At 35.4% G+C, this 18,800-nt stretch carries 19 protein-coding genes; 17 read left to right on the forward strand and 2 right to left on the reverse strand.

Annotated features, from left to right (window positions below):
- The first annotated feature begins 88 nt into the window (after nt 1–88).
- From CIB95_RS02005 to CIB95_RS02065, 13 genes are all read left to right on the forward strand, one after another.
- Nucleotides 89–3,316, forward strand: coding sequence for a BTAD domain-containing putative transcriptional regulator (locus CIB95_RS02005; protein ID WP_094921138.1), 3,228 nt, complete (start codon nt 89–91; stop codon nt 3,314–3,316).
- A 181-nt stretch (nt 3,317–3,497) separates the two neighbouring features.
- Nucleotides 3,498–4,661, forward strand: a complete 1,164-nt coding sequence (locus CIB95_RS02010; protein WP_408607178.1) for a substrate-binding domain-containing protein — start codon at nt 3,498–3,500, stop codon at nt 4,659–4,661.
- A gap of 28 nt (nt 4,662–4,689) precedes the next feature.
- Nucleotides 4,690–5,454, forward strand: coding sequence for an ABC transporter ATP-binding protein (locus tag CIB95_RS02015; RefSeq protein ID WP_094921144.1), 765 nt, complete (start codon nt 4,690–4,692; stop codon nt 5,452–5,454).
- Complete coding sequence (locus tag CIB95_RS02020) at nt 5,441–6,145, forward strand: ABC transporter ATP-binding protein (protein ID WP_094921147.1); 705 nt, start codon at nt 5,441–5,443, stop codon at nt 6,143–6,145. The genes CIB95_RS02015 and CIB95_RS02020 overlap by 14 nt, the downstream gene beginning before the upstream one ends.
- 26 nt (nt 6,146–6,171) lie before the next feature.
- On the forward strand, nt 6,172–7,035 hold the full coding sequence (locus CIB95_RS02025) for a branched-chain amino acid ABC transporter permease (protein ID WP_094921150.1): 864 nt from the start codon (nt 6,172–6,174) through the stop codon (nt 7,033–7,035).
- Nucleotides 7,036–7,039: 4 nt separating this feature from the next.
- Nucleotides 7,040–8,047: a branched-chain amino acid ABC transporter permease gene (locus CIB95_RS02030; protein ID WP_094921153.1), complete on the forward strand. Its 1,008-nt coding sequence runs from the start codon at nt 7,040–7,042 to the stop codon at nt 8,045–8,047.
- Between the two features lie 16 nt (nt 8,048–8,063).
- Nucleotides 8,064–9,092, forward strand: a complete 1,029-nt coding sequence (locus CIB95_RS02035) for a 3-oxoacyl-ACP synthase (protein WP_094922130.1) — start codon at nt 8,064–8,066, stop codon at nt 9,090–9,092.
- Between the two features lie 16 nt (nt 9,093–9,108).
- Nucleotides 9,109–10,014 (forward strand): intracellular short-chain-length polyhydroxyalkanoate depolymerase, encoded by a 906-nt coding sequence (phaZ, locus tag CIB95_RS02040; protein WP_094921155.1) that lies wholly within the window; start codon nt 9,109–9,111, stop codon nt 10,012–10,014.
- Nucleotides 10,015–10,032: 18 nt separating this feature from the next.
- Complete coding sequence (locus CIB95_RS02045; RefSeq protein ID WP_094921158.1) at nt 10,033–10,773, forward strand: beta-ketoacyl-ACP reductase; 741 nt, start codon at nt 10,033–10,035, stop codon at nt 10,771–10,773.
- Nucleotides 10,774–10,791: 18 nt separating this feature from the next.
- A complete protein-coding gene (locus CIB95_RS02050) occupies nt 10,792–12,267 on the forward strand; it encodes an acyl-CoA synthetase (RefSeq protein WP_094921161.1) in 1,476 nt (491 codons plus the stop codon).
- A gap of 100 nt (nt 12,268–12,367) precedes the next feature.
- Nucleotides 12,368–13,336 (forward strand): aldo/keto reductase family protein, encoded by a 969-nt coding sequence (locus CIB95_RS02055; RefSeq protein WP_094921164.1) that lies wholly within the window; start codon nt 12,368–12,370, stop codon nt 13,334–13,336.
- Entirely contained in the window at nt 13,329–13,706 is a 378-nt protein-coding gene (locus tag CIB95_RS02060; protein ID WP_094921167.1) for a hypothetical protein, read from the forward strand. The genes CIB95_RS02055 and CIB95_RS02060 overlap by 8 nt, the downstream gene beginning before the upstream one ends.
- A 75-nt stretch (nt 13,707–13,781) precedes the next feature.
- Nucleotides 13,782–14,069 carry a hypothetical protein gene (locus tag CIB95_RS02065; RefSeq protein ID WP_094921170.1) on the forward strand — a complete coding sequence of 96 codons (288 nt, stop codon included), beginning with the start codon at nt 13,782–13,784 and terminating at the stop codon, nt 14,067–14,069.
- Between the two features lie 61 nt (nt 14,070–14,130).
- Here CIB95_RS02065 and CIB95_RS02070 read toward each other — a convergent pair whose 3' ends face one another.
- Nucleotides 14,131–15,120 carry a hypothetical protein gene (locus CIB95_RS02070; RefSeq protein ID WP_094921173.1) on the reverse strand — a complete coding sequence of 330 codons (990 nt, stop codon included), beginning with the start codon at nt 15,118–15,120 and terminating at the stop codon, nt 14,131–14,133.
- A gap of 75 nt (nt 15,121–15,195) precedes the next feature.
- Between CIB95_RS02070 and CIB95_RS02075 the strand changes: the two genes are divergently transcribed.
- Nucleotides 15,196–15,411 carry a hypothetical protein gene (locus tag CIB95_RS02075; RefSeq protein WP_094921176.1) on the forward strand — a complete coding sequence of 72 codons (216 nt, stop codon included), beginning with the start codon at nt 15,196–15,198 and terminating at the stop codon, nt 15,409–15,411.
- Between the two features lie 14 nt (nt 15,412–15,425).
- On the opposite strand, the gene CIB95_RS02080 is transcribed toward CIB95_RS02075, so the two are convergent.
- Nucleotides 15,426–15,749, reverse strand: coding sequence for a hypothetical protein (locus tag CIB95_RS02080; RefSeq protein ID WP_094921178.1), 324 nt, complete (start codon nt 15,747–15,749; stop codon nt 15,426–15,428).
- A gap of 142 nt (nt 15,750–15,891) precedes the next feature.
- Between CIB95_RS02080 and cbpB the strand changes: the two genes are divergently transcribed.
- From cbpB to CIB95_RS02095, 3 genes are all read left to right on the forward strand, one after another.
- On the forward strand, nt 15,892–16,356 hold the full coding sequence (gene cbpB / locus CIB95_RS02085) for a cyclic-di-AMP-binding protein CbpB (RefSeq protein ID WP_094921181.1): 465 nt from the start codon (nt 15,892–15,894) through the stop codon (nt 16,354–16,356).
- Between the two features lie 43 nt (nt 16,357–16,399).
- Nucleotides 16,400–17,908 carry an MDR family MFS transporter gene (locus CIB95_RS02090; RefSeq protein WP_269844943.1) on the forward strand — a complete coding sequence of 503 codons (1,509 nt, stop codon included), beginning with the start codon at nt 16,400–16,402 and terminating at the stop codon, nt 17,906–17,908.
- Nucleotides 17,909–18,168: 260 nt separating this feature from the next.
- Complete coding sequence (locus CIB95_RS02095; protein ID WP_094921184.1) at nt 18,169–18,735, forward strand: CBO0543 family protein; 567 nt, start codon at nt 18,169–18,171, stop codon at nt 18,733–18,735.
- The last annotated feature ends 65 nt before the right edge of the window (nt 18,736–18,800 follow it).

Genomic DNA, 18,800 nt, shown 5'->3' on the forward strand with positions numbered 1-18,800 from the left:
TCATAAAAAACCCATCTTCAATCACATAAGAATCTACTAAAATGTGCTAAAATAAAGAATAGTTAAAAAATTATCTTTTCGGAGTGATATGATGATTGGTTATCCTTCTGTAATAAAGACAAAGTTTATTTCCCCTCTAGTTAAAGAGAATATTGTGCAACGACCAATGTTAATGAAAAAACTTTCGACGATTACAAATTATCCAATTACATATATACATGCAGGTCCTGGTTATGGAAAAAGTACTGCTGCCGCTCTGTATGTCAATAATACAAAATATCAATCATGTTGGTACTCAATTTCCAAAAATGATGATGATATTCTTCCGTTTCTTTTGCATCTCATCTATGCTTTGAAAAAGATAGATGCTAATTTTGGAAATCACCTTTTAAGCGAATGGAAGCAAGAAAGAGATTTCGTAAGAGAAGACGATATCTTAAGCTATTGTACGGATATTATTAATGAACTAGCGGAATGGTCAGAACGAACGCTTATAGTCTTAGATGATTTCCATTTAATTAGTGAAAATACAATGGTTATGAAATGGTTTACATGGCTTATAAAATATTTACCTGAACATATACACTTTATTATTACAAGTAGGACAAACCTCGAAAGTGCAGAACTTACGACGTTAAAAGTGAAGGGAAGCGTACTCGAAATTTCGGAAAAAGACTTAACTTTTACTCCTGAAGAAATCGAAGTGTTATTTGTCGATACATATGGCATTAAATTTAGTCCTGATGAATTCAAATTAATTAGAGAAAAAACAGAAGGATGGATTATCGCTTTGCAAATGCTTTGCCAACATCAGCTAGGAAAAGAAAGCTATGAGGAATTATCAAAGCCAAATGTTAATACTTTAAAGGATTTGTTTCAGTTTCTTGCAATGGAAGTTTTCTCAAAGCAATCCACGAACGTCCAACATTTCTTATTAAAAACATCAGTATTGGAAGCTTTTTCTGCTAAAAGGTACAATGAACTTTATTTTCAAGACGATGGAAGTGAAATGATTGAATATTTACTTTGTAACCATTTATTTATTTTAAAACAAGGGGAAGAGGAGTTTCGCTATCACGCTCTATTTAAGGAATTCCTACAACAAGAATTAATGAAAGAACCCTCAAAATATGAGAACTATCACCGCCAAGCCGCCCAATTTTTTATTGAACATGATATGTATAATCATGCAATCGACCACTTTAGACTTTTGAAAGATATAAAGTCGATTAGTAAACTGCTCGTTACCTATGGGCAGCAAATGCTAGAAAATGGTCAACTTACCTCTTTGTCAAACACATTAAAAACTATTCCGAAAAAGTGGAAAGATAAATATTATCGCCTTTACCTATATGAAGGTGATATGATGCGCTACCATTGCTTTTATGAAGAAGCTAAAAGTATTTATATGTTAGTTAGTGAATTAGCTGGAAAAAGTGATGATAAAATTGTGCAAAGTATGGCTCATGAAGGGGTTGCAAAAATTTATTTAGATACTATTCAACCTACTAAGGCAGATGCCGTATTATTAAAAGCAATTCAAATCCTTGAACTACTTCCTGAAACGGAAAAACATTTATTCCGTCTGTATAGACTTATGGCGGAAAACTTAATTAATATGGGTAATGCGAAAAAAGCGGAACGTTGGTATAACAAAAGTCTAGAAATCAATGACGCAACCGATGAAGTTTTTTTAGAAGCACGATTGAAATTGAGAACAGGTAGGATAGATGAAGCGAAGCAATTACTAGAGAAAAAAATAGAGATGGAAATTAAACAAGAAAAAGTGCAACTTCCAAAAACACATCGGGAAACAATGATTTTATTGTCATTAATAAAAACATTTATGGGGGAAGTTGAAGAGGCAAAAAAGCTTGGTGAACAAGGAATTTTACAAGGAATTAAACAAAATTCTCCGTTTGTTGAAGCGTGTGGCTGGATGCGCATGGGACATGCAGTACAACTTATTCCTAACTATGATCTTAACCTCGCTATTTCTTGTTATCACAATGCACTAAAGTTAATGGAGGAAATCGGTATTCCGCGTGGGAAAGCAGAACCATTAATGGGACTATCATTAATTTATGCAAGGAAAAATGACCCTAATAAATCACTTCATTATGGTAACCAAGCGTTAAATGAAACTGCACTTAAAAACGACTTATGGCTTTCATCATATTTAACTTATTCGATTGGTATTGCCCATTTTGAGTTAAAAAACTATGAGAAGTCTGAGCAAGCAATACAAAATGGATTTGATACACTCACACAATGCCAAGACCGCTATGGACAAGCAGTTGGGCTAATGTGGCTGTCGATTATAAAGTTTTATTTAAAAGAATGGGAAGCGTTTGATAGTTACTTTAACCGTTTTTTACAAATTGTTGAGAGTGATAGGTTTGATTTCCTTTTGAAAAAAAGAACGATGTTTGGGCCGATAGATGTGCAGTTATTTACACCGCTTCTATTAAAAGAAAAGGAACTTAATCCCGAAAATCTTTTCGTTTCACGTCTGTTACATGATTTAGGAATAGATAACCAAACATCTCATCCAGGTTATACATTACGAATAGAGACTTTTGATAACTTCAGAGTTTATCGTGGCGCAGAGCTTATCGCAGAGAAGGATTGGCAGCGTGGAAAAGCAAAAGAACTTTTGCAACTTTTTATTAATAATCGCAACAGATTCCTTGAGAAGGAAGAAATTTACTCTACCCTATGGAAGGATTTAGATGAGGAGACTTCGAGCAGTCATTTAAAAGTTGCCCTTAACGCATTGAACAAAACGCTTGAGCCCACTCGAAAGGCTAGATCTACACCAATCTATATTAGAAGAAAAGGTTCAGCTTACGGCTTAAATTTGTCTGCTAGTATTGACCTTGATGTTGCTCAATTTGAACATTGCATTACATCAGGGCTTGAAGAAAATGATCGGATCCAAGCGAAAGAGTGGCTCGAAAAAGGTCTGCCCTTTTATAAAGGAGAGTTTTTACGAGAACGGCGTTATGATGCATGGTGCAATGAGGAAAGAGAGAGACTGCAAACCTTGTTTTTACGAGGTTCAGAGAAGCTTGCACAAATCTATGTAGAGAAAAATAACATTAACCAAGCTATCCACTTATGTGAAAGAATAATAACCGTTGATAATTGTTGGGAAGAAGCATACAGACTGTTAATGTATTGCTACTACCGGAAAAATAATCGTTCTCTAGCTATAAAGTATTATAAAAAATGTTGTGAAGTACTTGAAAATGATCTTTCTGTAAAACCGATGGAAGCTACAGAGCAAATGTATGAAATGATTGTTTCAACTTAAATTCGGTTTTAAAATGAAACCCGCTTTGTTCAGCGGGTTTTCTTTAAATTATAATGTTCTGAAAATTCTTGTAACTAATTTGTAACTTCGAACATTTAAGCTATAGACATGCTTTAAATCAACTTTAATTAGAGGGGGAAATAAAATGAAGAAATCATTAAAATTATTATTCACAGCAGTTATGGCATTTTCGTTACTTTTAACTGCAGCTTGTTCAGAGTCTGCTAGTAATGAAGATGGCCCAATTAAAATTGGTTTACTAGCTTCAACTACTGGTCCATTAGAAACGTACGGTCAGCAAACGATTAGAGGATTTGAGTTAGGTCTAATGTATGCGACAAACGGAACGATGGAAGTAAATGGTAGAAAAATTGAAGTGATTATTGAGGACACAGAAACGAAAAAGGAAGTAGCGAACATTAAGGCTACAAAACTTTTAGAAGAAGATAAAGTTGACTTTTTAGTAGGTGCAACTTCATCTGGTGATACGTTGGCTGTTTTAGGATTAGCGAAAGAATATGAAACAATTATGATCGTAGAACCAGCAGTAGCTGATAGTATTACAGGTTCTGAATGGAATAAATATATTTTCCGTACAGGTCGTAACTCCTCTCAAGATGCGATTGCCGGTGCAGTAGCAATTGCAGGCAAAGGCGTTAAAATTGCGACACTTGCTCCAGACTATGCTTTCGGCCGCGACGGAGTAGCTGCATTTAAGGAAGCAGCAGAAAAATTAGGTGCTAATGTTGTGCTTGAGGAATATGCAGATCCAGCTGCAACAGACTTTACAGCAAACTTGCAAAAAGTACTTGATTCAAATCCAGATTACTTATTCGTTATTTGGGCAGGGGCTAACTCGCCTTGGAACCAAATTGCCGATATGAAGTTACAAGAAAAAGGAATAAAAATTTCAACTGGTGCACCGAACATTGCTGCTCTAGCGACGATGGGGAACTTAGTTGGAATGGAAGGATTCACAGTTTATCATCACACACTACCTAATAACGAAGTAAATGATTGGTTAGTTGCTGAACATAAGAAAAAGTTTGACGGTGAAGTGCCGGATTTATTCACTCCAGGTGGAATGTCTGCAGCAATCGCTATTGTTGAAGCATTGAAGAAATCTGAAGGATCAACAGATGCAGATAAACTAATTTCTATTATGGAAGGGATGTCTTTTGAAACACCAAAAGGGACGATGACATTCCGCGCAGATGATCACCAAGCGCTGCAAACGTTATATGGTATTAAGTTAGAGAACGTTGAGGGCTACGATTATCCAGTACCAGTACTTCGTAAGGAATTATCAGCTGAAGAAACTGCTCCACCAATTCGTAACAAGTAAGGAAATGAAAAAGAGGTAGGTGCTTAAGATGGACCCGATATTAAAAACAGAGGATTTAACAATTTCATTTGGCGGACACGTTGCAGTAGATGGTGTAAGCCTAGAAGTTAAACCGAACACATTTAAGTCGATTATTGGTCCAAACGGAGCGGGAAAAACTACATTCTTTAATTTGTTAAGTGGTCAATTAAAGCCTACGAAAGGCAAAGTTATTTTCAAGGGGACAGATATAACAAATCTGTCTCCTACTATTAGAACGAGAAAAGGTATTGGCCGTTCCTTTCAAATTACAAATGTATTTCCTAATTTAACAGTACTTGAAAATGTCCGTTTGGCTGTACAATCGCAAAAAAATGTATTTTACAATATGTATCGTCACGTTAATCAAGATCCTACAATGAAGGAAATTGCGATGAACTGGCTTGAAAAGGTACTTCTAGATAATAAAGCACATACACTTGCAAAAAATTTAGCACATGGCGAAAAGAGAAAATTAGAATTAGCAATGTTACTTGCACTTGAAACAGAATTGCTACTTCTAGACGAACCTACTGCAGGTATGAGTTTAGAGGAAGTTCCAGCGATATTGGATGTTATTCGTAAGCTAAAAGAAGAAAAAAATAGAACAATTATTTTAATTGAACACAAAATGGATATGGTTCTTGATTTATCTGATTCACTCATGGTTCTTTTCCATGGCGAACTTCTCGCAGACGGTTCACCTGAAGAGATTATGAATAATGAACTCGTTCAGTCTGCATATTTAGGAGGGCTAAGTCATGACGCTTCTTAAAGTAGAGGGCATACATACCTATATTGATCAGTTTCACATTTTACAAGGTGTATCATTTGAAGCAAAAAAAGGAGATGTAACTGTTATATTAGGCCGTAATGGTGCTGGGAAAACAACGACACTTCGTTCCATTATGGGACTTAACCCTATTTCAAAAGGGAGCATTACTTTTAAGGACGAAGAAATACATCAAATGCCGACATTTACCGTCGCAAATAAAGGAATTGGCTATGTTCCAGAAGACCAAGGTATTTTTGGTGGACTAACTGTAGAAGAAAATTTAAAAGTAGCAATGAAATCGAATGATCACGCAACTTTAGAAAGACTTGAGAAGATATTGAATCTGTTTCCTGACTTAAAGAAATTTTGGAAAAGTAAGGGCGGAAATTTAAGTGGAGGGCAAAAACAAATGCTATCTATTGCCAGAGCTTTTGTTAATAATAATGAACTTTTACTTATTGATGAGCCTAGTAAAGGACTAGCACCGCTTTTCGTAGAGAAAGTGATGATTGCGTTAGAACAAATGAAGCATGAGACAACAGTTATATTAGTGGAACAAAATTACATGATGGCAAAAACAATATCAGATCGTTATTACATTATTGATGATGGTCAAACAGTTCATCAAGGTGAGATGAAAGAATTAGATGAAGATGAGCAACTAAAAAGAAAGTATTTAGGAATTGCTTAACTGCTTTTGGAATAGGAGGAGAGATTATGGATGTCTTAATTAACTTAACAGTCAATGGGCTTGCAACAGGAATGCTCATTTTTCTACTAGCAGTTGGTTTGTCACTAATTTTCGGGTTAATGGATGTATTGAATTTTGCGCACGGTGCTTTATTTGCTTGGGGGGCATATGCAGGTGTCTGGGTTTATGCGCAAACGGAAAGCTTCATTATCGGTATTATCGGTGCGCTATTAACAGGGGCAATTCTCGGGTTGCTTTTAGAAAAATTTATTGTTCAGCCTGTTTATGGAAACCACATCCAACAAATATTAATTACACTAGGCGTCATGTTAGTACTTAGTGAGCTTTTAAAAGTTGTTTGGGGACCTAACCAAATAGCAACGGTCACGCCAGAGTTTTTGCAAGGAAGCTGGATGCTCGATAGCGGTGTTATCATCATTAAATATCGCCTTTTCATTATTGCGGTAGGGCTACTCATTTTTCTTGGACTACATCTCTTACTTAAAAAAACAAAACTTGGTTTAATTGTTCGAGCTGGAGTTATGGATAAGGAAATGGTGCAAGCGCTAGGTATTAATATTAGAAAAGTATTTATGTTTGTCTTTATGCTCGGTTCTGCTTTAGCTGCTTTAGGGGGAATGTTACTCGGTCCTTACTCTGGAGTTATACATGCAAACATGGGGTTTGAATTTGGAATTCTAGCATTTATAGTTGTCGTTATCGGAGGTATGGGTAGTGTAAGTGGTTCTGCATTTGCAGCAATTTTAGTAGGGCTATCAGGGTCGTTTATGGCTTACTATTTCCCAGCGTTAAGTTTGGCAGTAAACATGCTATTGATGGTTGCGGTATTAATTATTCGACCAACTGGATTATTTGCGGCGAAAGGGTGATTCTATGATAAAAAATGTATCGAAATATAAAATTATTACGTACTTAATCATTGCTTATCTCATAGCCCTTCCGTTTGTTAGTGATTCAAGAAGTACGCTTTTATTACTAACGCAAGTTTTTATTTTTGCTATTTTTGCGATGAGCTATGACTTATTACTCGGATATACAGGAATAGTTTCGTTCGGCCATGCGATGTTCTTTGGAATTGGCGCATATACAACTGGCGTATATATGAAAGATATTTCTTCTAGTTTAGGAAGTTATTTTATTAGCGTAGCTTTAGGGATGTTATTTGCAGCAATCGTAAGTTTCTTAGTAGGAATTTTATCACTACGGCTGAAAAGTCATTTTTATGCAATGTTAACGTTAGCGTTTGCTGGATTATTTCTTGTATTAGCAGAAAAGTGGCGGACAGTTACGCGAGGGAATGATGGATTTACTTTTAATGTTCCAGAAGTAATGTACGACCGCGTTGTCTTTTACTTTATCGTATTTGCAGCAATGATCGGAGTGTATTTACTATTAAAAAGGTTCACTTCCTCACCTCTTGGTCATGTACTTCAAGCGACAAGAGAAAATGAACAACGAACAGAGTCACTTGGTTATAATGTGCTAACTTACCGGGTAATTTCTAGTGTAGTAGCAGGTATGCTCGCTGCATTTAGTGGATCCCTTTATGTTATTACACTCCGATTTGTTAACACGTCTGTATTTGCAACGGAAGTAACATTAAATGCATTGTTAATGACAATTATTGGTGGAGTAGGAACGTTAGTTGGTGCGATTATCGGAGCTGGATTGTTTGAATTTGCTCATCATTGGCTGTCTGATTTAGCAAAAGTACATTGGATATTTGAGCGGTGGATCATTCTATTCGGAACGCTCTACATTTTAATTGTTATGTTTTTACCGTACGGTGTTGTCGGTACTTTCAGAAAGTGGCGATTCGACCGAAGTGTGAAAAAACAGGTGAAACTGATTGAAAAAGTTAATGATAACAAATCAGTTTAATGACAGTAGTGAAGGGATGAGATTGTTGCGCGAAGATGAACAAACAATAGGGATTGTTAGTTTAGCAACGTATATTCCTACGACATATATGGATAGTGAAGAGCTTGCTAAAGAAACGAATATCCCAAAAGAAGTTATTGAAGAAAAGCTAGGAATCTTAAAAAAACCTATCCCTGGACCGGAAGACCATACGTGTGAAATGGGGATAAAAGCGGCTAAAAAAGCATTAAAAAAAGGAAATGTTAATCCGAAAAGCATCGATTTAATTATTTATATTGGAGAAGAACATAAAGAATATCCATTATGGACGTCAGGAATTAAGTTACAAGAGGAAATTGGGGCGACAAACGCATGGGCTTTCGATGTTGCACAAAGATGTGGGACGACAATTATGGCGTTGGAAGTTGCGAAAAGCATGATGAAAGGTAATCAGTCTATCAATACAGTTCTGCTAGCAGGTGGTTATCGCAATTGTGATTTTATCGATTATAAAAATCCACGTACTAGATTTATGTACAATTTAGCTGCTGGCGGCGGAGCAATTGTCCTGCAAAAAGGACATAGTCAAAATTTATTACTAGAAAGTGACATTATGACTGATGGCTCATTTTCTGAAGATGTCGTCGTCGTTGCTGGTGGGACGAAGATGCCAATTAGTAAAGAAGCAATTGATAACCGGTTAAATATGCTTGACGTGACAGACCCAATAGGAATGAAAGCTAGACTTGAAGAAAAATCGATGGGAAATTTTTTGAAAGTTATTCGTAACTCCGTCGAGAAAAGTGGATTCACAGAAAAAGATATTAATTATGTTGGCATGCTTCATATGAAACGCTCTGCCCATGATTATGTATTATCACAATTAAATTTAACGGAAGATAACTCCATTTATTTAAATGAATACGGGCATATTGGACAAATTGATCAAATTTTATCATTAGAACTTGCGCTTGAGCAAGGAAAAGTACGTGAAGGTGATGTTGTCGTTTTAGTCAGTGCAGGAATTGGCTATGCATGGGGAGCTTCAACAATTCGTTGGGGATAATTAGGAGGGGAAATGGATGCCGGAAATTACATTAAAAAGTATTGCTCTCGGAAATGGTGAAACACTTGGATACCGTGAGCGAGAAGGAGGAGAAAAAACGCTTCTACTTATTCACGGCAATATGACTTCATCGAAACATTGGGACTTAGTCATGGAAAATATCGATTCTTCATACAAATTGTATGCTATTGATTTAAGAGGATTCGGCATTTCAACTTATAATACACCGATTGCTAGTTTAAAAGATTTAACAAATGACGTGAAGCTTTTCGTAGACGCAATAGGCCTTTCCACTTTTTCAGTTATGGGGTGGTCAAGTCCTGGTGGTGGCGTTTCAATGCAATTTGCAGCAGAATATCCTCACTATGTTGAAAATTTAATCCTTCTTGCATCGATCTCTTCTAGAGGTTATCCATTTTTCAATTCAGATGGAATGGGAAATCCAATATTAACTGAAAGATTGACTACTAGAGAAGAAATTGCTAATGAAAAAGGGAAAATTCAGCCTACAGTTAAGGCTATTGAAAGTAAAGATAAAGCGTTCTTAAAAATGGTTTGGAAATGGTTAATATATAATCACAATGAACCTGATTCTGAACGATTTGAAGAATATTTGGCTGATATGTTAACACAAAGAAACTACATTGATATTGTTCATGCAAACAATCAATTTAATATAAGTAATAAGCATAATGGAGTTGTTGAAGGATCGAATGATATTGCCAAAATTAAGTGCCCAACATTAATTTTATACGGTGAAAATGACATCGTCGTACCAACTGTTATGACGGAACAACTAATTCAAGATTTTAAAGGACGAGCAGAAGTCGTTATGCTGAAAAATTGTGGACATTCACCATTGGTAGATGACCTACCGCAATTACTAGGAAGCATTGAACAATTTCTAACGAAAAAGGTGTAGCAAACGGGGGGATGCGGAATGAGATTAAAAGATAAAGTTGCTATTATTACTGGTGCTGCGAATGGAATAGGAATGGCAGCAGCGAAGACATTTGTTAAAGAAGGCGCATATGTAATTGTTGCTGACTATAATGAAAAAGCTGGTGGGGACCTAGTTGCTAGTTTAAATGCCGAAAGTGATGTAGCAATGTTTATTAAAGTAAATGTTGCTGATCAAAGTAGTGTAAATGAAATGGTAGAGATAGTTCGTGAAAAATATAAAAAAATTGATATTTTAGTAAACAATGCTGGAATTACGAGAGATGGCTTGCTTACTAAACTTTCAAAAGAAGACTGGCAGCAAGTAATTGATGTTAATTTATCTGGTGTTTTTTACTGCACGCAAGCGGTTGCACCGACAATGCTTGAACAAGGGGAAGGGAAGATCATCCTTACTTCATCTGTTTCAGGAGTTTATGGTAACTTTGGTCAAACTAATTATGCAGCGACAAAAGCGGGTGTCGTTGGCATGATGAACACTTGGGCGAAGGAACTAGGTCGAAAAGGTATTAACGTCAATGCAGTAGCACCTGGATTTATTATGACTGATATGGTCGCAAAAATGCCTGAAAAAGTATTAGGTAAAATGCGGGAAATGGTTCCATTGGGTAGATTAGGAAATCCAGAGGATATTGCTAAAGCTTATTTATTTCTTGCTAGTAGTGATGCAGATTATGTGAATGGAACGGTTTTACATGTTGATGGTGGAATCGTTATGTAAAGAAAGGAGGAAAGTACTGTGCAAAAAGAGACGGATTGGCTACATCATCGAAGTACATTAACACCTGAAAAAGTTGCAGTAATTGATGGTGATAATCATAAACAGTGGACTTATGAAGAACTTCATGAACGAGCTGAAAACTATGCTGTCTATTTACAGGAAAATGGTGTGGCTAAAGGTGACCGCATTGCACTACTTTCTTCTAATCATATATGCTATTTCGATTTATTATTTGCCTGTAGCAAAATTGGAGCTATATTCGTTCCATTAAATTGGCGATTAGCGAAAGAAGAACTATCTTATATATTGCAAGACTGTACTCCAACTCTATTATTCTACCATTCAGATTTTTCAGAAGTAGTAACTTTCCTTAATGTTAATCGGACAATTAACATTAACAAAGCAATACTCGAAGGAAAAAAATCATACCTAAAAGTAAATGTAATTCAAAGTGATCCTGCAGCAATTATTTATACCGGCGGAACCACTGGAAAACCAAAAGGAGTGGTTCTTACTCATCAAAATATTCATTGCAACGCAGTGAATACAGTTGTAAGCTGGCAACTTAAAGATTCCGACACGACAGCGGTATTTTTACCAATGTTTCATACAGGTGGATTGAATGCATTAGCTATTCCAATATTGTTAATTGGTGGGACGGTTGTTCTTACAAAAAAGTTTGAACCTACTACTGCAATAAGGATGTTGAACGACTATAAATGCACAATTGCTCTCTTAGTTCCAACCATGTATCACTTAATTGTAAAAACATCTGCATTTTCCCATACCTCGTTTCCGACAATGCACACCTTTTTATCAGGTGGAGCACCATGCCCATTAACAATTTATCGAGAGTTTGAGAAAAAAGGGCTTTCCTTTAAAGAAGGATACGGCTTAACAGAGGCTGGACCGAATAATTTTTACATATCTCCAAAAGATGCGTTAAAGAAACGAGGCTCTGTAGGAAAACCTATGTTGTATAACGAGGTTAAGCTAATTGCAGACGATGGAAAAGATGTTCAATCTAGTGAAGTCGGAGAAATCATTATTCGAGGTGGTCATGTCTTTAGTCATTATTGGAATAATGAAAATGCTACAAGTGCAACCTTAGTGAATGGATGGTTACATACAGGCGATCTCGCTCGAAAAGATGAAGAAGGCTATTATTATATTGTTGGTCGGAAAAAAGAAATGATAATAACGGGTGGGGAAAATGTATTTCCATTAGAGATTGAGCACATTTTAAGCCAGCATGATGCTGTGGATGAAGTTGCAATTATTGGACTACCTGATGAAAAGTGGGGAGAAGTAGTAACTGCCATTATAGTTCCTTCAGCTGAAAAAGTACTTTCGATAGAAGAAGTTCAAAAATATTGTGCAGAGAAGCTAGGAAAATACAAAGTGCCTAAAAAAGTAGTGTTTACTGAGAAAATGCCAAAAACAGACGTCGGAAAAATAGATAAAAAAGCAATTTACCATCTCTATAGCTATTAAATATGTTAATTAAACTCGCCAATCGGCGAGTTTTCTTTCGTTAAATGATTAACCAAATTTAAGTTAAGTGGTACAATTATTCCGAAAAGGAGATGAAGGCATGAATTATCGACGTCTCGGAAGAACTGGACTAAAAGTAAGTGAAATAAGTTTAGGAAGTTGGCTTACATATGGTGGCTATGTGGATAAAGAAAAAGCAGCTTCAGCCATCCATCATGCTTATGATTTAGGGATTAATTTTTTTGATACTGCAAATGTATATATGAATGGAGAAGCGGAAAAAACCGTTGGGAATGCTCTAAAGGGTTTTCCACGAAAATCATATGTCTTAGCTACAAAAGTATTTTGGCCGAGGGGTGAAGGTCCAAATGATCGAGGATTATCAAGAAAACATATCATGGACCAATGTCATGCAAGTTTACAGCGGCTTGATGTAGACTATATTGATGTCTATTATTGTCATCGCTATGATGAAGAAACGCCAATCGAAGAAACATTACGTGCATTGGATGACCTCGTCCGTCAAGGCAAAGTACTGTATATCGGTGTAAGTGAATGGACAGCATCTCAAATGGAACAAGCATTAAAAACAGCAGACCGCTATCTATTAGATCGAATCGTTGTTAATCAGCCGCAATACAATATGTTTGCAAGAGGTATCGAAAATGAAATCATCCCTTTTAGTGAAGAGAATGGAATTGGACAAGTAGTTTGGTCACCTTTAGCACAAGGTGTTTTAACTGGAAAGTATCAGAATAATAGCGATTTTCCAGAAGATAGCCGTGCAAGTCATTCTAATGCATATAAGACAATGAAAGGTTATTTAAAAGAAGAGCCGCTAGAAATTGTGAAAAAATTATCAGTCGTTGCCAAGGAAGTAAACTTGAGCTTATCTCAGTTAGCACTAGCTTGGGTTTTACGCGAGCAAAATGTTGCTAGTGCGATAATTGGTGCAAGTAAACCTGAACAAATTACAGAAAATGTACAAGCATCAGGTGTAGAATTATCAGATGATATAATTAATGAAATAGAGAAGATATTAATTGGGGGTAAAGTTAATAATGGCTAAAGAGAAAAAAAATTATAATCTTGGACCTAGGTTAATTACTGTTTCAACAGTAATTGCATTCCTTTCTTTTTTCCATACGTGGGGGAAGGATTTGGAAAATAACACGACAATGAATGGATTTGAAGTCTCTCCACCTGTCGTTTGGTACATTCTTATTTTTGCATATCCAATTTATAAAGTATTCAAAGGTGACTTTATGAATAAGTTCGCAGCAATTATTATTGCGTTAAATGGTCTGTTTTTTGCATTCCTCTTTATTGGACGTGCCAATTCGGAAGATACTGCTGCTGCTCATGGGCCGTTTGTTTATTTAGGAGCAATTACATTATTAATAATTGGAATTATATTATTTCCTAAAAAAGAAAGGTAAATCTAGACGAATGTCCATACACTTTATAACTATGTTCATAGACTATTATGAGACCATTTATAGGAGGTTAGGTCTATGAGCTACTCATACGGTTATGAAGGTTATGAAAACTATGGGCCAGGTAAGTGTGATTGCCCTAGTTGCAGTTTGCCAGGTTATGATCAATATCCAAACTACGGATATGAAAAACCTTATCCTTCACCAAGTTATGCAGCACCATACCCACCATATCAAGGTGTAGGTTACGGCGGATATGGTGGATTTTGGTACGCAATTGTCGTTGTCGTAGTAATTTTACTCATCATCTTCGGTGCAGGTGGTTGGAATTACGTAAAAGGATATTTACCTAAAGGATACCTTTAAAAAAACACTCATCAAAAACGATGAGTGTTCTTTTTTGCTTTGGATATTTTAGAATTACACCTTATCGTTCAGTCAAGTTTTTCCACTTCCGATAATCGTGAATTGCTTCTCCTTCATAGGAACTACTATGTTTATAGAAAGCATGGACTTCTTCTAGTACTTTTTCCATTTCCACTGCGCCTTCTTCATAAAATGAGATATGCGTATGTTCCTTTTCTTTGCGTGTTTCAACTCCGACTGAAATTTTTTTATTATACTTTTCTGCTAATTTTATTTCATCACTACTTAAAGAAAGGATACCGTTTTTGCCACTTGCTTTATCTCGATATGCCATAATGACGGTACGATCAGAATATTTTATTACCCATTCTGCCAGTGACATTTCTTCTGTATCTGTGCCATCAAACCAAAAAGGGATAGCTACTTCATATGGAAGACTAATTTCTTTAATCAAATAGCCTGCTTCACGAATGAAATATTGATAAGTTGAAATCGTTAGCTCTTTATCATTTTTCCAGCCATCGGTTAAATAGGGTTCTATATCAAGCTGAACACCTTTAAAGTGAGCATCTTGTCCAGCGAATGCATGATAATTAGTTAACCATTCCACTAACTTCTTAACATTTTCTAGTGAATATATCCAATCAGGACCTCCGTCTAATGCATATGCTTCTATATTTTGGACTTTTAATTTTGCTAAAAACTCTTTATATGCTGTAAGTGGTAATGAAGGATGAATTTGTATATAAACTCTTGTAACGTTTTGATCTATTAAGAAGGTTATTAACTCCTCTTGATTCGAAGTAATATCCTCTGAATGCCATATCCATGTCGAACGGTAGTATTGTTTCTCATACTTAGCATTACTTGTTGTTCCAACATCTTCATCAATTGTTTCAACATCTTCATCAGTTATTTCAACATCTTCATCTACTATTTCATTTTGTGTTTCCTTTTCCTCACTTATGACTTCGTGGTGTAAGTAAATAGGAGGTAACAGTAAGTATGTAAGTGTTAATATTGGTAGAATTTTTTTAAAAACGTTCGACACCTCCAGCTTGCATGCATGTATGTGAATTCATCTATTTTCGTTCTATAAAAAATATATACGGTTAGGAGAGAAAGTATGAGTAAATATAGATTAATAAGCTTTTGTAAAATCAGCACTTTTATTATTATATTATTATCATTAATTAGTTGTAGCAAGAAAGATTTACCAGACAGTACGCTTTTCGAAAAGATTAATGAGCAACAAATAAAAATGCAAGGGTTGAATGAGGAAATTGACAGTTTAGAAGAGAAATTAGCTTATATTAAAAATAAAACCGATCACAGAAGATGACCGGCTAGTACATATTAATTAATTGGTAGAAAGTTTGGGAAAGGCTTGTTAGATTCAGGTAAATCAGAAAGTGTTTTAAATTCTGCAACTTCGGCCATTGCTACCCAAATTTTTTGAATGCTTGGCAAGACGTGTGCTTTATCAGAAGCTTCACTTGATTGCCATTCAAAAATTTCAATAATTGTGCCATCAGAACTCGTTAATTGAATGGGCTCACGCTCTGTAATTAAATTTTCTTTCCTTAATGCTGGAATATGCAATGCAACTAATTTCTTTAACTCGTCTTCTTGTCCTGGAAATGGTTTGTACAGTGCAATTGCAATTGTAGATGTAGCCATTTTTATCATTCCTTTATTTTGTATTAATCACATTTACTATAGCATTTAATTGTGAGTAACTTCTTCAAGTTAGAATTTTCGTCAAGCTATCCTACATATGGTAAAATGATAGTGGTTTATTGCAAAAGGGGGAGAAAGTTATATGGACATATCACAATTCCCAGACTTTCTGCGTACAGAATTGAATGATTTAATCATTCCCGGAGAAAGAGTTGCACATGTGCAGCTAGGAAATCCAATTGAGCACGCTTTGCTCGTATTAATAAAGTCAGGGTATTCAGCGATTCCTGTCTTAGATACACAATTTAAACTACACGGATTAATCAGTAAATCGATGATACTTGACTCAATATTGGGTATTGAGCGAATTGAATTTGAAAAATTAAGCGATTATAAAGTAGAAGACGTGATGAACAAAGAAATTCCAACGTTGAAAAATACCGATATGTTCGTGAAAGGTTTAAGCCTTTCTGTCGATCATCCTTTCCTTTGTGTTGAGGATGAAGATGGATTTTTTATCGGTATTCTTACGAGAAGAGCAATTCTAAAACTAGTTACCCAATATGTTAAACAGTATAACCAAAAGAAAAAGCCTGTTGATTTCTAATCGACAGGTTTTTTAAACAATTATTATAAGGTGGAAACCAGAAGTGAATGACTCGAAAGCAATTGAAAGTAAAAGAAATCTTAATCGCCCTCTTGTTTTGGGCTCATTAATATTAGCAATTTTTATGTCTGCAATTGAAGGCACAATTGTTTCAACGGCAATACCAAGTATCGTTGGAGATTTAGGAGGTTTTTCTTTATACAGTTGGGTATTTTCTGGGTATCTTGTAATGCAAGCCGCAACAGTACTTATTTACGGAAAACTTGCAGATCTCTTTGGAAGAAAACCTATTTTCATCTATGGAATTGTCGTATTTTTAATCGGATCAGTTTTGTGTGGATTTTCAACATCAATGGAAATGCTAATTGTATTCCGGTTTATTCAAGGATTAGGAGCGGGTGCAGTTTTACCTATTGCGACTACAATTGTTGGAGATATTTATACACTTGAAGAACGCGCAAAAATACAAGGGTTTTTATCCAGTGTTTGGGGGATATCAGCAGTTGTAGGACCTGTTTTAGGTGGAGTTTTAGTAGAATACATACATTGGTCATATATTTTCTGGATAAATGTTCCACTTGGTATTTTATCTATAATTGGAGTATTAAAGTACTTTAAAGAATCGATTGAAAAGAAAAAACATAAAATTGATTATTTTGGATCTGTTTTTATGTTAATCGCAGTTCTTTCCTTAATGGTCATCCTCGTTCAAGGAGGAGTGAAATGGGCTTGGACAGATCTAAAAACGATATTCTTTTTAAGTACATTTGTAATTAGCGCAATCTTATTTTTCTTCCAAGAAAAAAGAGCAAGTAACCCAATGATGCCTTTTTCATTGTGGAAACACCGATTAATTGCGTTAGCGAACACGACATCGTTAACAACTGGGATGCTATTGATTGGGATATCAAGTTTCTTACCAGCGTATGTGCAAGGTGTTATGGGCTACTCGCCTATGGTAGCAGGCTTTACGCTAACGACATTATCAATAGGTTGGCCAATTGCAGCATTCTTAGCAGGACGTCTAGTTATTAAGATTGGTTTTCGGAATACAGCGATCATAGGTGGAGCATTTCTGATCGTTGGGGGAATCTTCTTTGTTATGCTCGACCCAACAAAGGGACCTATATGGGCAGGTATTGGTTCGTTTATCATTGGACTAGGTATGGGATTAACAAATACGACCTTTATTGTTGCTATTCAAAGTAGTGTCGATTGGAAAGACCGTGGTATAGCTACTGCAAGTAATTCTTTTATGCGAACGTTAGGTAGTACGCTCGGAGCGGCTTTGCTCGGAGGGGTATTAAATAATCGCTTACAAGAATTTATTAAGGAAAATAATATGGACGATATAATATCGATTGATGCAGCAAACTTACTTCTTGATGAAGCCCAGAGAAACGTCTTACCAGAGAGCTCTCGAATATTACTACAAGAGGGGCTGACACTATCATTGCATAGTGTGTATTGGGGAGTAGCAAGTTTAGCAGTAATTAGTTTCCTATTGACGGTTTTCCTTCCAAGAAAAAAAGAAGATGATCATAAATACTAAAATAAATTGATAAACAGTCCAAATTGGGCTGTTTATTTTTATGAAATAAACATTAAACAGAATGCTTGGAAGTTTATGTTAGCATATTCGTAATAGTTAAAAGTAAATCCATCGCATTATTACAAATTGTATCCCAATAATCGTACTAAATAGTGTAGTGATAAGGTTAAAGAATGCTCGTTTGTTAAACTAGATTGGTTAGTTTAACAACTAAATGGTTAGAATACTTGATAATGTTACATTGTTAGGTGGGACTGTAAATGAAAGATGGACAAGCAGAATATTTAAATAAAATACGATCAATTGCTGAAGAATTAAGTCACCTTAAAGTAGAGTATTGGAAATCATTCTCTAATTTCGGCACATGGCAATTTTGGGTAGTTATTGTGATGTTAATCGTACCACTTATTGTTTTATTCGTTTCAATTGATAAGAATAAAACATTACTTTTAGGTTTTTTTGGACTTAATTATCATATATGGTTCGCTTATGTTAACTCTTTTGGGATTAATTTAGGATTATGGGAGTATCCGTATCAAATACTCTCCTTTATACCAAGCTTTTCCTTAGATGCATCCTTAGTTCCTGTTAGTTTTATGTTGCTATACCAGTGGACGTTAAACCACAAAAAAAATATCTATCTATACTCGATAATTCTATCTGCATTTTTTGCTTTTGTATTTAAACCAATTATAGTATATTTTCACTTTTTCCATATGTATAAGGGTGTAAATTTTGTTCATTTGTTCTTATTCTACGTAGCATTTTTTATTGTGTCTAAACTGATTACAAACCTATTTGTATGGCTGAAAACAAAGGGAAATTAAAATGTTGTTGAGGGTGCTTATCTGTAATAAGGAAAAGTGCTCTTTTTTATTGATTTGATTAAGTA

The sequence above is a fragment of the Lottiidibacillus patelloidae genome, from assembly GCF_002262935.1.
GTDB classification, from domain to species: Bacteria; Bacillota; Bacilli; order Bacillales; family SA5d-4; genus Lottiidibacillus; species Lottiidibacillus patelloidae.

What these genes read in the sequence shown, in the direction of transcription:
- CIB95_RS02005 (WP_094921138.1), top strand. Translation starts at nt 89, where the DNA reads ATGATGATTGGTTATCCTTCTGTAATAAAGACAAAGTTTATTTCCCCT.
- CIB95_RS02010 (WP_408607178.1), top strand. Translation starts at nt 3,498, where the DNA reads ATGGCATTTTCGTTACTTTTAACTGCAGCTTGTTCAGAGTCTGCTAGT.
- CIB95_RS02015 (WP_094921144.1), top strand. Translation starts at nt 4,690, where the DNA reads ATGGACCCGATATTAAAAACAGAGGATTTAACAATTTCATTTGGCGGA.
- CIB95_RS02020 (WP_094921147.1), top strand. Translation starts at nt 5,441, where the DNA reads ATGACGCTTCTTAAAGTAGAGGGCATACATACCTATATTGATCAGTTT.
- CIB95_RS02025 (WP_094921150.1), top strand. Translation starts at nt 6,172, where the DNA reads ATGGATGTCTTAATTAACTTAACAGTCAATGGGCTTGCAACAGGAATG.
- CIB95_RS02030 (WP_094921153.1), top strand. Translation starts at nt 7,040, where the DNA reads ATGATAAAAAATGTATCGAAATATAAAATTATTACGTACTTAATCATT.
- CIB95_RS02035 (WP_094922130.1), top strand. Translation starts at nt 8,064, where the DNA reads ATGAGATTGTTGCGCGAAGATGAACAAACAATAGGGATTGTTAGTTTA.
- phaZ (WP_094921155.1), top strand. Translation starts at nt 9,109, where the DNA reads ATGCCGGAAATTACATTAAAAAGTATTGCTCTCGGAAATGGTGAAACA.
- CIB95_RS02045 (WP_094921158.1), top strand. Translation starts at nt 10,033, where the DNA reads ATGAGATTAAAAGATAAAGTTGCTATTATTACTGGTGCTGCGAATGGA.
- CIB95_RS02055 (WP_094921164.1), top strand. Translation starts at nt 12,368, where the DNA reads ATGAATTATCGACGTCTCGGAAGAACTGGACTAAAAGTAAGTGAAATA.
- CIB95_RS02060 (WP_094921167.1), top strand. Translation starts at nt 13,329, where the DNA reads ATGGCTAAAGAGAAAAAAAATTATAATCTTGGACCTAGGTTAATTACT.
- CIB95_RS02065 (WP_094921170.1), top strand. Translation starts at nt 13,782, where the DNA reads ATGAGCTACTCATACGGTTATGAAGGTTATGAAAACTATGGGCCAGGT.
- CIB95_RS02075 (WP_094921176.1), top strand. Translation starts at nt 15,196, where the DNA reads ATGAGTAAATATAGATTAATAAGCTTTTGTAAAATCAGCACTTTTATT.
- CIB95_RS02080 (WP_094921178.1), bottom strand. Translation starts at nt 15,749, where the DNA reads ATGGCTACATCTACAATTGCAATTGCACTGTACAAACCATTTCCAGGA.
- cbpB (WP_094921181.1), top strand. Translation starts at nt 15,892, where the DNA reads ATGGACATATCACAATTCCCAGACTTTCTGCGTACAGAATTGAATGAT.
- CIB95_RS02095 (WP_094921184.1), top strand. Translation starts at nt 18,169, where the DNA reads ATGAAAGATGGACAAGCAGAATATTTAAATAAAATACGATCAATTGCT.